Origin of the sequence: Paenibacillus athensensis, from assembly GCF_004514475.2 — a bacterium.
In the GTDB taxonomy this organism is placed as follows: Bacteria; Bacillota; Bacilli; order Paenibacillales; family NBRC-103111; genus Paenibacillus_AL; species Paenibacillus_AL athensensis.
In genome coordinates, this window is sequence record NZ_MYFO02000016.1 from 1 (window position 1) to 13,724 (window position 13,724).

General features: G+C 58.9%; 13 protein-coding genes. 1 reads left to right on the forward strand and 12 read right to left on the reverse strand.

The features are described from left to right. From B5M42_RS22140 to B5M42_RS22195, 12 genes are all read right to left on the reverse strand, one after another. Positions 1-948: hypothetical protein (locus tag B5M42_RS22140; RefSeq protein WP_230633139.1), on the reverse strand; the 948-nt coding region annotated here is incomplete at its 3' end. A gap of 140 nt (positions 949-1,088) precedes the next feature. After that, entirely contained in the window at positions 1,089-2,351 is a 1,263-nt protein-coding gene (locus B5M42_RS22145; RefSeq protein ID WP_268999322.1) for an adenosylhomocysteinase, read from the reverse strand. 11 nt (positions 2,352-2,362) lie between these two features. Beyond that, entirely contained in the window at positions 2,363-3,994 is a 1,632-nt protein-coding gene (bshC, locus tag B5M42_RS22150) for a bacillithiol biosynthesis cysteine-adding enzyme BshC (RefSeq protein ID WP_134757304.1), read from the reverse strand. A 298-nt stretch (positions 3,995-4,292) separates the two neighbouring features. After that, positions 4,293-5,255, reverse strand: coding sequence for an ABC transporter ATP-binding protein (locus B5M42_RS22155; RefSeq protein ID WP_134757302.1), 963 nt, complete (start codon positions 5,253-5,255; stop codon positions 4,293-4,295). After that, entirely contained in the window at positions 5,248-6,435 is a 1,188-nt protein-coding gene (locus B5M42_RS22160; protein WP_134757300.1) for an ABC transporter ATP-binding protein, read from the reverse strand. Before B5M42_RS22160 ends, B5M42_RS22155 begins: the two co-directional genes overlap by 8 nt. A gap of 45 nt (positions 6,436-6,480) precedes the next feature. Next, a complete protein-coding gene (locus B5M42_RS22165; RefSeq protein ID WP_230633140.1) occupies positions 6,481-7,668 on the reverse strand; it encodes an ABC transporter permease in 1,188 nt (395 codons plus the stop codon). 1 nt (position 7,669) lies between these two features. Further along, positions 7,670-8,602 carry an ABC transporter permease gene (locus B5M42_RS22170; protein WP_134757298.1) on the reverse strand — a complete coding sequence of 311 codons (933 nt, stop codon included), beginning with the start codon at positions 8,600-8,602 and terminating at the stop codon, positions 7,670-7,672. 1 nt (position 8,603) lies between these two features. After that, entirely contained in the window at positions 8,604-10,244 is a 1,641-nt protein-coding gene (locus B5M42_RS22175) for a peptide ABC transporter substrate-binding protein (protein ID WP_134757296.1), read from the reverse strand. Between the two features lie 121 nt (positions 10,245-10,365). Further along, positions 10,366-10,647 carry a late competence development ComFB family protein gene (locus tag B5M42_RS22180; RefSeq protein WP_134757294.1) on the reverse strand — a complete coding sequence of 94 codons (282 nt, stop codon included), beginning with the start codon at positions 10,645-10,647 and terminating at the stop codon, positions 10,366-10,368. Positions 10,648-10,714: 67 nt separating this feature from the next. Continuing rightward, positions 10,715-11,113, reverse strand: coding sequence for a DUF3397 domain-containing protein (locus tag B5M42_RS22185; RefSeq protein ID WP_134757292.1), 399 nt, complete (start codon positions 11,111-11,113; stop codon positions 10,715-10,717). Between the two features lie 4 nt (positions 11,114-11,117). After that, positions 11,118-12,071: a ketopantoate reductase family protein gene (locus B5M42_RS22190; RefSeq protein ID WP_134757290.1), complete on the reverse strand. Its 954-nt coding sequence runs from the start codon at positions 12,069-12,071 to the stop codon at positions 11,118-11,120. Positions 12,072-12,266: 195 nt separating this feature from the next. Continuing rightward, a complete protein-coding gene (locus tag B5M42_RS22195) occupies positions 12,267-12,917 on the reverse strand; it encodes an RsfA family transcriptional regulator (RefSeq protein ID WP_134757288.1) in 651 nt (216 codons plus the stop codon). Between the two features lie 321 nt (positions 12,918-13,238). Between B5M42_RS22195 and B5M42_RS22200 the strand changes: the two genes are divergently transcribed. Then, a complete protein-coding gene (locus tag B5M42_RS22200) occupies positions 13,239-13,469 on the forward strand; it encodes a DUF2626 domain-containing protein (protein WP_134757287.1) in 231 nt (76 codons plus the stop codon). Positions 13,470-13,724 lie beyond the last annotated feature (255 nt).

Sequence of the window (13,724 nt, forward strand, 5' to 3'; positions counted from 1 at the left end):
CACCTGCTCTACACCAAAGCCCAGCATATCCGCTTTCTTGTTCGGATCGCCTTGTGCAAACTGCTCCTTCTTATCCGAAAAGCTTTGCTTGATGCCTTGCCACATCTCCTGTCCTTCCGCTGCCTTTTGCTTCATCGTTTGCAGCGCATCTTGGCGCAGCTTCTCCAGCGGCTTGTCGTCCGCGGCCGTTTCAATCAGGTACGTCGTGGCTTTGGTCATCTCGTTTGACGGTGTGTGCTTGAACAGCTCTGCCGAAGACAGGACAACCCCTTCTGCCAATATAAATGCCGTTGAAGTCAAGCCGCGAGCTGCACCTACCCGAAAATGCGATGCCAGCTGCGCCCCCTGATCCACGGTATCGATCACTTGATGCAGGTACTTGTTGTCCAGCCAAGTCCCTTCCAGCCATTTCTCCGCGATGCTTTTGTACTCGCCGTTGTACACGCCTTTTTCGAGCCATTCCTCTACAAATCGCTCGCCCCCGTCGAACCAGCGCATAACCATCGTTTCTCCGAGGTCGATCAACCGTTCCTTTGCTTGGATTTGTTGGCCCATATACTGTCCATATTGTACCACTTTTGACCCTAATGTGTGCATGTCGCGGTTCCACGCCGATTTGGCCGCGCTCCACCAGCCATTGTCGCCTCCATCCAAAACGCGGACGTCTGTCAGTTGTCCGGACCTGCGTACGATGTCCGACTCGGCCTGTCCATAGCGATCCACAGCGCCTTCGATACAACCGCACAGCTGCTGGAGCGCCGCTTCCACCCTATCCAATCGCTGAACAGTGCCGCTCAATCGCGAACTGATGCTTCGCCGGGAAGCGATCGCACCGTCCACTCCCGCCGACGCAGCATGGCTGCGCACCTCCGCTAACCGCCGCTTCAACTGCTGCAATTGGCCGTTCACTTCGCTTGTTACCGAGATGTCCAGCTTGATCCCGCTCACCTGCTCACCTCATTCATTTTGTTCATTTTATACGACATATTATTTTTAGATTAGCACAATGTTTTCCATCTGTCACTCGGTTTCCATAAAAAAGAAGCCTCCTAAGAGGCTCCCTTACGCATACGCGCATCGCGTAGCGATTAATGCTCGGTCCAGCTGTCCAGGTACGATCTTTGCTCCTCGGAGAGCGAATCGATGCCCGTGCCCAGCGACTCCAGCTTGTAGCGAGCGACCTGCTCGTCAAGCTCGTAAGGCACGTTAACGACCTTTTTGCCGATGCTTTCATATTGATCGTTTACGTATTTAAGCGACATGGCCTGCAACGCAAACGTCATATCCATAATTTCCGCCGGATGGCCGTCGCCTGCCGCCAGATTGACGAGCCGTCCTTCCGCCAGCAAATAAAATTTGCGGCCGTCGGCCAACTGATATTCTTCAATGTTCCGGCGCACCGTGCGCTTGGAAACGGACATCGCCTCCAATTCCGGCTTGTTCACTTCAACGTCGAAGTGACCGGCATTAGACAAAATCGCTCCGTCCTTCATCACTTTGTAGTGCTCGCCGCGGATCACATCGCGATTGCCCGTAACGGTAACGAAAAAGTCACCGTGCTTGGCCGCTTCGCTCATCGGCATGACGGCAAAGCCGTCCATGTAAGCTTCCACGGCTTTAATCGCATCGATTTCCGTCACAATTACATTGGCGCCCAGACCTTTGGCGCGCATCGCCACACCTTTGCCGCACCAGCCGTAACCGACGACAACAACGGTTTTCCCGGCAACCACGAGGTTCGTCGTCCGGTTGATGCCGTCCCACACGGATTGTCCAGTGCCATAGCGATTATCAAACAAATATTTGCAAAACGCATCGTTGACTGCGACCATCGGAAATTGCAGCTGATTTTCCTTTTCCATTGCCTTCAAGCGCAGGATGCCGGTAGTCGTCTCTTCCGCGCCGCCGCGCACCTGGGCCAGCAAATCACGGCGTTCCGAATGCAAAATCGACACCAGATCGCCGCCGTCGTCGATGATCAGATCAGGCTTTGTTTCGAGCGCCTTGATCAGCAGCTCCTTGTATTCTTCAGGACTTGGATTGTATTTGGCAAAAACGGTCACGCCGTCTTCGACCAACGCCGCGCACACATCATCTTGCGTGGACAGCGGGTTGCTGCCGGTAATCGTTACTTCCGCGCCGCCGGCCTGTACGACCTTGGCCAAGTAAGCCGTTTTCGCTTCCAGATGCAAGGAAATCGCTACCTTGAGCCCTTTAAACGGCTGCTCCTTTTCGAATTGCTCGCGAATGCGGTTCAGCACTGGCATGTGGGCTTGCACCCAATCGATTTTCAAATGACCCTCGGGAGCCAGTTTCATATCCGTTACAATACTTCTTTCTACTGCGTTCAAAATATCGCCTCCTATAAATAATAAACCCGGTGCTGCCCGTCGACCGGAATGCGCTGCTCGACAAGCTGCTGCAGCCAGCTGTTGCCGTACCTGTTCAAATATGCACACCCATTATACACTCTTTCCTGCGGCTTGGCTAATGGCAGCACCGTCAGCTTGATGCGGTCGAGCTGGCGCAGCGCCGCGTCGAATTGAGTCTGATGCGCATCCGACGCTTTAGCGGCGAGGAAATCGATCTGTTCCAAAATTTTTTGCAAATTCGTTTCGCCCAGCTTCTTGACGCCAGGATTAATCGCAGCCAGCGAATCGACCAACGGCTCGTATTCGGCCCGGAACGCCGTCTTGACAGAGGCAAAACGCTCAGGCAGCCGCAACGTATCTTGCGCATCCAACCACTGCCGCTTCTTCTCGTCAAAGCGATGCAGCACATCGTCCAGCGATAAGCCGTATTTGTTCATATGCTTGTGCACCGTGCCCTCCAGCAGCGTAAATTCCAGCCGCGGCACAATAATCGGCATCGGCAGTCCCAAACGTTCAAATGCCGGGCCCGTCAATCCCCAATAGGCAATTTCGCCCGGACCGAGCACCGTTGCCAGCGCCGGAAACAAAAATTGCTGCATCAGCGGCCGAGTCATCACGTTGTTACTCAAGCTATCCGGGCTGTTCGTTGCCAACTCCAGCAGCTCGTCGAGAGTAAGGCGCAGTTCTTGCTTTTTATCGGCAAAAAGCTCGCCGTCCCGCTGCAGCAGCAGCCGCTGGCCTGCATGGAACACAAACAGGTTGGCTCCATCGGGCGCCACCTCGGCCTGCGGCGTAAAGCCTGCGGCTTCAACAGCCGACCTCCCGGCGGACAAGGCTTCCGATAGTCCCGGGTTCTGCGCAATCAGCTCGGCGAAAAACGGGGCTTCAACCCGGCGCAGCGCCGGATCGTCGGAATCCAGAAGCACCAGCCCGTATTCACCGAACAAGCCAGCCATCCAGCGACCGAATGCTTCGGACAGCGTCGGCGCGCCCTCCGCACACGCCCGCAGCTTATCCAGCAGCGAAGCTTTGAATTCGGTATCGGGCAGTGTCATCTCCAGCGCCTCCAGCGCCCCATTCCACGTGGTCTCATTTATCGGCAGCCTGCTGACCGACGTGCGCCGACCTGTCGGATGCTCGACCTTGATTTTCTCGATCTGCTGCGCGGACGAAAGCACGGCGACATGATTCACTTCGTCAAAATCGTGATCCTCCCCGGCGATCCAGAACACCGGGACAACCGGGCGTTCCAGCCGCTCGCCCCACTCGCGAGCGAGCTGAAGCAGCGTAACCGCCTTATATAAAACGAGCAGCGGCCCGCCGAAAAGACCGGCTTGCTGCCCGCCGACCACGACCAGCGAGTCCGGGTGACGCAGATGGGCAAGCGCCTCCAGCGCCTGCGGGGCATTGCCGATCCGCTCGTTGTAGGCCCCGAGCGCTTCGACCAGCGCGGTCCGATCGGCGGAAGGTCCGCGGTGTGCCGACAACTGCTGCGCCTGGCGGCTCCAATCCGCTTCGCGGGCAAAATGATGCGGGAACAGCGGCAGCGCCTGCTCCGCACCTGCTATGTATGCCTCAGCCAGAGGCTGGCTTTTTTTCCAATGGAACGCTTCCCATGCCATCGTTTCGCGGTCTCCTCTATATGCGAAATAAGTGATATCCGATCCTGCATCATCGAACGTTACTCTATAGATTGTACACGCCTGAAGCGGGATCGTCAAAACTGTATTTTTTTCGTGTACAATTGATCCCGCCACATCCGTGGAAGGCGCCGTTTATGAGACAAGCGACGAGCGGGACAGCGCTCCCGCTCGCGGCTGGATAGCCGTGCGGTCGGAAGCGGAACGGCTGGAGAAGCGCCAGCCGCAACAAGCAGCGTGCACGACAAATAGCGGTCGCCTGCTAACGAACGGCAACCGCTTAAATCAAATGACAGGCCACTGTATGGTCGGGCCCTACTGTTTTTGGAGCAGGCATCGAAGCGGCGCAAACCGGCTGAGCGTGCGGACACCGCGTGCGGAATGGGCAGCCTGACGGCGGGTCAAGCGGGCTGGGCGGCTCGCCGCTCGGCAGCAGCCGCGGACGCAATCGCTCGGCCGCCGGATCGGGCAGCGGAGCGGCAGCGAGCAGCGACTGGGTGTACGGATGCTGCGGACGGGCATACAGCTCGGCGGACGGCGCCGTTTCGACGAGACAGCCCAAATACATGACGCCGACACGGTCGGAGATCAGCTTGACCATCGCCAGATCGTGAGCGATGAACAGATACGTCAAGCCGCGCTCGCGTTGCAATCGGTACAGCAGCTGCACGACCTGCGCTTGCACGGAAACATCGAGCGCAGACAGCGGCTCGTCGGCGACGAGCAGGCGCGGTTCAACGGCCAAAGCCCTGGCAATACCGATGCGCTGACGCTGGCCGCCGGAAAATTCATGCGGATAACGTCCGGCGGCATCTTCAGGCAGCCCGACAGCCTGCAGCAGCTCGGCTACGCGGGCCGCACGCTCGCGCCTGCCGGCGCATAGACGGTGAATATCCAGCCCCTCGCCGACAATTCCGCCAACCGTAATTCGCGGATTTAGCGAAGCGTAAGGGTCCTGGAACACCATCTGCACCGAACGGCGGAACGCCTGCAGCTTGCGGCCGCGCAGCCGGTGTACATCCTCGCCGTCGAACAGCACCTCGCCTTCCGTGGCTTCATACAGCCGCATAATCGTCCTGCCTGCCGTCGACTTGCCGCAGCCCGATTCGCCGACAAGGCCAACCGTTTCTCCGACGCGCACGCTGAGCGTAAACTGCTCGACAGCTTTGAGCAGCTTCCCCTGGCCGAGCGCAAAATGCTTTTTGAGCCCGCGCACAGCGAGCAGCGGACGCTCATCAGCCATTGGCGTCCACCTCCCCGGCGCTGGCTGCTTGGAGCTGGAGGCGAGCTTCGGCCAGGCCGCCAGCGGCAGCAGCGGCCGGGAGCGCAGCAGGTGCAGCGAACGCCGGCGATGACGCTGGCGGCTGCTTGGCCTGTGGCGGCGCACAGGACGGCGCGTACCGCGGCTCAGCCCATGACGCAGGAAGCGGCGCTTCCTGCGCCGCCACCGGGCCCAGCAGCCAGCAAGCCGCGCTGTGCCCGGGCGCGAGCTCCGTCGGCGGCGGCTCGGCCTCGCGGCACAGCGGCTGCGCCTGCGGACAGCGGGCCGCAAACGCGCAGCCGGCCGGAGGCGCCAGCAGGCTGGGCGGCGCGCCGGGAATCGGCGTCAGCGACGCGCAGCCCTGCGCCTCCAGCCGCGGCACGGCGCGCAGCAGTCCCTGCGTGTACGGATGACGCGGGGCGGCATACACGTCGTCGACAGGTCCCTGCTCGACGATTCGCCCCGCATACATGACCGCGACACGCCGGGCCATTGCGGCCACGACGCCCCAATCGTGCGTGATCAGCAGCACGGAGGCGCCGGTTTGCGCCGTCAAATCCTGCATTAGCGCGATCATTTGCGCCTGCACGGTGACATCAAGCGCCGTCGTCGGCTCATCGGCGATCAGCAGCTTCGGCTCGCAGGCCAGCGCCATCGCAATCATCGCTCGTTGCCGCATGCCGCCCGACAGCTCGTGCGGGTACTGGCGCAGCCGCCGCTCCGGCTGGCCCAGACCCGCCTGCGCCAGCAGCTTGCAGGCCCGCTGCCGCGCCGCTTTGCGGCGCAAGCCGCGATGGCGGACCAGCCCCTCGACGAGCTGCGCGCCTAGCGTCATCGTCGGGTTCAACGACGTCATCGGATCCTGGAATACCATCCCGATTTCCGCGCCGCGCACCCGCTGGAGCTGCCGTTCCTTCAACGCCGTCAGCTCCAGCCGTCCGTCAAAGCGGATCGAACCGGCGCGAATCGATGCAGAGGGCAGCAAGCGCAGGAGTGTTTTTGCAGTGACCGACTTGCCGCTCCCGGATTCGCCAACGAGCGCCAGTACCTCGCCGCGCCCAATCGTCAGCGACACGCCGCGGACAGCGTGTACATCGCCGGCAGTTGTCGGCAGGACAACATGCAGGTTGTCGATGGTTACTAAAGCTTCGTCCGCCTCCATAACAACTCTCCTTTCAAATAAACGGACACAGGATTCTCGCCCGCTTCACCTCCGGCGACCCGGATCCAACGCATCACGCAAGCCGTCGCCCAGCAAATTAAAGCTGACCAAAAGCAGGCTGAACACTACTGCCGGTCCAATCAGACGATGCTGGTGAAACCGAATATAGCCGCTGCCCTCCGACAGCAAATTGCCCAGCGAAGCGAGCGGCGGCTTGAGGCCCAGACCGATGAAGCTGAGAAACGCTTCTGCGAACATCGCCGCAGGCACCGCGAACGTCAGCTGCACAATCATCACGCTCAGCGCATTCGGCAGCAAATGGCGCCAGACGATGCGCAGGCCCGAAGCGCCAAGCGCTTGCGCAGCCAATACGTATTCCCGTTCTTTAAGCGACAGCAACTGACCCCGGACAAGCCGGGCCATCGGCACCCAGCCGGTGAGCGCATACGCCGCGATAATCGAAGGCAGCCCCGGCCCGATCACCATAATGAGCAATATCGCTACCAGCAAATAAGGCACCGCGTAGATGACCTCCAAAAGACGTTGAAGCGCATCGTCCACCCGTCCGCCCGCATAGGCCGAAATACCGCCGTACACGACGCCAACCACCAGATCGATCAAAGCAGCGCATACGCCAATCAACAGCGAGATCCGCGCTCCCCACCAGATTCGGGTCCACAAATCGCGTCCAAAATCGTCCGTACCGAACCAATGAGCCGCACTCGGCCCCTCATTACGAGCTGCAAGCTGCTGCGTGTCGTAGTCGTATGGCGACAGCCACGGAGCAATAAGCGCCAGTAACGTAAGCGCACACAACAGCCCCAAACCGAGCAACGCCAACCGATGGGTGGCCAGCTGACGCCACATCCCCGCCCGCACGGACAAAGCACCGGAGGTGGAAGTGGACAAGCTCTTGCCGGCTTGGCCGAATACGCTCGTCCAGACAACGTTCACGACATTCCCAAAAATCCCCGAGCTCCCCGTTTCCCCGACAATCTTCCCTTTCCCGACCCCTGCAACGCTCCGAGCGATCCCGGCTTTCTCATACGCCCCGGCCTCCGCAACGCCTCCGACATTCCCGGCACTCCCGACACTTTCGGCACTCCCGGCCCCATCAGCACTCCCCAATGCTCCGCCTTCGGCAGCAGACTCCCCATCTTCATACCTAAGCTCGTTATCCTCCCTGCCGGCCTCTCCGGCCAGCCATCCTCCCAAGGATGTCGCCTTCAGCATGCTAGGCTCCCCCCTTCTGCAAACGAATACGCGGGTCCACCCAGCCGTACAGCACATCTGTCAGCCACATCACAGCAATCAGCAGCGCCGAATAAAAAATCGTCAGCCCCGCAATCATCGTATAGTCATTGGCATAAACCGATTCGACGAAATGCTTGCCAAGTCCCGGCACCGCAAACACCTGCTCAACCACCAGTGTACCCGTAATTACATTGACGAAAATCGGCCCGATGATCGTCAATACCGGCAGCAGCGCATTGCGCAGCGCATGACGAATCAGCACCGCCGGCCCGCTCAGCCCTTTCGCCCGCGCCGTCTGGATGTAATCCATCTGCAGCACCTCCAACAACGTCGCCCGCATCAGCCTTGCAAGCACCGCCACCGTGCCAAAAGAGAGCGCCAGCGCCGGCAGCACGCGATGCTGCGGCCCTTCCCACAACCCTGCCGGCAGCCAGCCGAGCTTGACGCCGACGAAATAGGACAGCAGCGGGCCCGCGATCATCGAAGGCACCGCTACGCCCATAACCGCAACCAGCATGGCGGCATAATCGCCCGCCCGGTTATGGCGCATCGCCGCATACATGCCAAGCGTAAGCCCCATTGCCGCCGCCAGCGCCAGCGACCATAAACCAAGCTCCAGCGAAGCCGGCAGCGCCTGACGAATAATATCGGTCACACGCTGTGCCGGAAACTGGTAGGACACCCCCAAATCGCCGTGCGCAACATGCCCCATGTAGGTGGCATATTGCTGCCATAAGGGCTTGTCCAGCCCATATTGCCGCAGCAGCAGCGCACGCGTCTCCTGCGGGATGCGTTCGGCTCCTTCCCCCAGCGGATCGCCGGGCAGCTGCTTCATCAGCACAAACGTCAACGTGGCAATCAGCCACAACGTGAGCAGCGCATACAGCAGCCTGCGGGTCATATAACGAACCATCCTACAGTCCTCCCTTCAGCTCCCAGTCCATCCCGAACGGAGGCAGCGCCAGCTCGGCCGCCGCCGGCTTTTTCAAAAAAGCCCGCTTGCGGTAATACAACGGTGAAACCGCCTGCTCCTCCATCAAAAGCCGCTCCGCCTCAGCAAGCTGCTCCGCCCGCCGCGCTAGGCTCAGCTCCCGTCCCGCTGCAGCCAGCAGCGCGTCATAACGCGGATTGCTGAAGTCCCCCTCATTGAATTGCCCCCCGCTCGTCCACAAATCGAGAAACGACTGCGGATCGTTATAATCGGCCCCCCACAACGCCAAAGCGATCTGAAAATCGTGCCGGACGCAGCGCTCGATCCGCAGCGCATGCGGCAGCGGAGCGGCTTCCGCTTCATAACCAAGATGCTGCTTCCATTGGGCTAAAATAAATTCCAGCGACTTCTTCGCGCTTTCGGAATCGTCAGCGATCACAGTTAGCCTCGGAAGCCCGGCTAACCCCAGCTCGCGCAGCCCCTCGGCCAGCAGCAGCCGCGCTGCCGCCGGATCAAACGGCGGCTGGGTATCGCCTGCGGTCCGGCGGAACTCGCCGCCAGCGCCGTCCAGCGTGCCGACAGGCACAAGCCCGGCCGCCGGAGCCGCGCTCCCGGCAAGCGCCGTTTGCGTCAGCGCAGCGCGGTCAATCGCCATGCCGAGCGCCCGGCGAATCTTCGCGCTGCTCAGCGCCGGAACCCGCTGCGTCTGATACAGCAGGTAACCCGTCGTCAGCTCCTGTTTGACCGCGCGGTCCGGCTTGCCGGCGTACAACTGCAACTGGTCGCCGTTCACCTCGGTCAAATCGGCATGACCCGTTTCGTACAAATTGAGCGCCGTATGAATATCTTTGACGATGTGCAGCGTCGCCCGCGGAATATGCACGCTCGCTGCGTCCCAATAACGCGGATTTTTCACCAGCGCCAGCGACTGCCCATGCTTCCATTCAGCCAGCGTATACGGCCCGGCGCCGAGCACCGCTCTCGCCTCCGCCCCATACATCGCACCCTCGCGTTCAACCACATCCCTGCGCTGCGGAAAAAACACCGGAAACGCCAGCAGCTGCGTAAAAAACGGCACCGGCCGCTCCAGCCGGATTTCCAGCCGCCGTTCATCCAACGCGCGCGCTCCAAGCTGTTCCTGCGCCGCCCGCACGGCTGCCGGCGAACCCGCTTCCGTCACCGCCCGGCCTCCGGCAATCCAGCCGACCATAAAGCTGTAGGGCGCGCGCGTCGCCGGATCAAGGGTCCGCCGGAACGCATAGACGAAATCGTCCGCTGTTACCGGACGACCGTCAGCCCATACCGCATGGGGCCTGATCGACATCGTGTAGACCAGCCCGTCAGCCGACACCTGCGGCAGCGCCTCGGCCAGCCCCGGCACAACCTGGCCGTCGCGGCGGGTACGGTACAACCCTTCATGAAACGCATTGATCAGCGTGAACGCCGCATTTGAAGTCGTTTTCGAACTGTCGAGAATCGGCGGCTCGCCGGACAGATTGATGCGGATATCGGGCGCCCGGGCTGCAGCAGCAAGCATCGTTTCCTGCGGCGCAGAGCAGCCAGCCAAGCCGCCCGCCCCCAGCAATGAAGCAATGCAAGCCGCGAGTGCTTTGATTTTGTTCATAACGCCGCCCCTCCCTCCAGAAAACAAAAAAAAGAATTTATGCCCGCCAGCGATTTGCGCTTCGTCGGACATCCATTCTTTCTTTCAAGTTTATTGGTTATTGTTTACACTTGCCCGGTAATTATTCGGACGGCTGCTGGAATTCACTTTTGCGGCTGTAGTTGAGCACCTTCTCGGCGGCCAGCGACAGCTCGCGGTACACCTCCGGCTTCATCTGCTGCGCTTGCGCCTTGATGAACATTTCGCCCTGCAGCGACGACACATACTTGGGCGGCAAGCTGTTCAGCGCGATCGCCATGATGTCGTCTTGCGTCTTGACATCGCAGCCCTTCAGCGATTCCTGCGCGCCCATCATTTCATCCAGACATTGCTTAACGATTTCTTCCATTAAATTGCGAACCATACGGAACCGACCCCTTCGGCAAAATTTCAGAATCCATTTATGACCATTATCGGCTTTCGGCCTAAGTTTATGTAGAGAAAAGGAAGTTTTTTCCTATATTCAAAAAAAACAAAATCACATAGCAGCAGGTCAGCGCCATAAAGCCGAGCCGCCACACAATTCGTGTGACTTTCAGCAGGTCGGTACGGCCTTTTTCATGCGTTTGCAGCCCGCCGATCAAGCCAAAAGCAATCAGCAGCAGCAGCGCAATCAGCCAAAAACCAAAGGTCGATTGAAACAGCTTGTTCCACATGATCGACACCGAGCCGATCAGAAACAGCATCGTGATGTCCATCGACAGACGCGTGGTCATTTTTTTATCCTTTACAAAGACGTAGGCCACCAGCCAAACCGCCACAAACGTCAGCAGCGGAAAGATCGCCAACACCGCATACATCGTAGACAAAACGTTCATTATCGCAGACATCGACTCACCTCTTTGGCTCCAGCGCTTTTACGAAACGATAGACGGTCTGATGCTCGGGCAGCGTCAAGCCGTGCTTTTCAGCGATGCGCAGCAGACTGCCGTTCATGGTATCGATTTCCGTCGGCCGACCCATCTGGACATCCCGCAGCATGGAGGAATGGTTATCCGCCGTGGCCGTGCATACATCAAGCACGGTTTGCCACAAATCGTCCGGCAAGCGGACGCCCTGCAGCGCAGCGACCCGCTTGCCTTCCTCCAGCAGCGCCTCCATCATGCCCAGCGCCCAGCGAGAATGCAGCAGCCCGCCATTATTCACCTGCAGCATCGCCGTTAACGGATTAATAACGGCATTGATCAGCAGCTTGGTCCATATACGGATATCCATGTCATTCGACAAATTCGCGGAAAATCCTGCCTGCCGCAGCATGCCCAGCAACAATTTTTGCCGTTCTATTCGCCCATTTCCCTGCTCCGCTTCGCTTCCGTCATGCAACGCGCTCTCGATATACGTCATACCGCGCCCGGTATGCGTAACGCCCGTTGCGCTTTCCCGCCGCGCCGCTTCCGTCGTCACAGCCAGCGTCACGCGATCCGCCCCGAGCGCCGAGCGCAGCTTATCTTCATGGCCGATACCGTTCTGCAAGCCGACGACCAGCGTATTCGCGGCCAGCCGCAGCGCCAGCTCGACGAGCAGTTCCTCCGTCAAGGCGGGCTGCTTGAGCGTCAGCAGCAGCACGTCGGGCGCTTGAGCCAGCGGCCGCTGCGGCCAGGCCGAGATAACCGCAGGCCGGACGATTTGCCGCGACCCGTCGGGCTCCATCAGACGAATGCCTTGAAATTGCAGCAGCTCGGCCTGATTTACCGTGCGCGTCACCAATTCGACCGCAGCTCCCGACGCCGCCAACCGCGCAGCAAACAGCAAGCCCAAAGAGCCTGCTCCCATCACCGCAATCCGCATCTGAACCCTCCTCCACACTTTAGAACGAGCGCCTGCGTCTCATGCGCTGTCGTCTATTTGCTTACATTATAGCACTCCGTCCGGCGATTCAGGCAAATATCAGGCAACGCCAAATAGCCCGCGGCACCGCTTCCGCGGTTCCACGAGCTGTAAGTTTCTCTGCGGCGTTCAAGCCGGGCGCCTCAGTTTGCAGCGCTAATCCATTCGTTCCAGATTGCCGTTAGCGTCCATTTTAAAGCGCTTGCCTTCCTCTTCCTCTTCCACGAGAAACGCCAGCTTGCGCGCCCGATCCATAATCTGGATCAACGCCTTGTAATCGTCGTTCACGACGCGATAGTCGGTTTCCACCTCACTGACCTGATGGCTCAGCTTGTGATTTTCCCGTGCCAGTCTATCGATTTCCTCGTCTTTTTCCTGCAAATCCTTTTCCATTGTTTTCATATGCCGACACATATCCTGATAGGTATTGCGCCAATGCCGCAAAAAGCGGATCACAGCGTCAATGGACAGCGTTTCCTCGCTAAGCGGCTCGGCTTTGCCGCCTGCGGTTGGCTCTGACGGGTCCAGCGTAGCAATGGCCGAAGCGGATATGGTGACGCTTGCGTGTTTTTTTAAATGAGAGCGTTTTTGGCGTTGCGCTTTGGCGATTTGAATCGCCGCTTCGTATTTTTTGCGGACAAAGCTGTTCCAGCGGAACCCGCAAGCGGCCGCAGTCCGGCCGATCCGTTCCCCGACTTCCTCAAATGCGGACAGCTGCGTGCTGCCCTCGCGAATATGGCGCAGCGTCACCTCCGCTAAAATCAAGTCGTCTTCATCGCTCCAAGCGTCTTGTCTGATTGCTGACATAAGGGTCAATCCTCCTAACGTAATGTACAACCTGCATCTAAAGAAAGAGAATCAATTCGCCGTAAGAGGTATCGATTGATTCGTGCCATTATTCCTATTTCTATGCCCATACTAGAGTTCATAGAATCTATTTCATACTAAATGGTATTGCCATTTTTTTTGCGGCTCATACATGAAAGACCGGACAAAAAGCCATACTAGCAAAGCAGGACGAAATGTTTTTAAATTCGTCACCGTTTGACGGTTTACACTGTCTACCCCAAAAGGTATAATGTGATTTAGTTAATGTGCAACGCGGTTAGGAGAGGGGGATGTAACGGAATGGATCGCATGTTTCGGGTACTTGGATTTTGGACACTGGTCATCGCGCTGATGAGCTTAGCCGGCGATATGGTTCCGATGTCGCTGATTTTCTTTTTCCAAACAGCCGTATTCGTGATTCTGGGCTATATGCGCCTGTCAGAACGCACTTACATACTGTTGTTCTGGGGATATATGATACTGTCCTTTACCGGCTTCACGTACTGGTCATTTTTCAAAATGTCCATCTAATCGTGTCGGCCCAATCAAAAAGGCTGTGCCCTGCCGCGGGAGATGCTCCTGCAAGGGACAGCCTTTTTTTCTATGTTTCGGGGCAAAAAAGATCGGCCGCTCCGCGTCTGGAGAGAGCACGCTCGGGGGTGGAGCCGGTGCTGCGGAGCCGGGACAGTCCATTAGGGCAGCAGATGTTCCATCCGCAGCCCAAGCAGGCGCAAACAAACTCGCCGGGGCTTTGGATGAAGCTTATCCCGACCGCGCCGCGGGCAA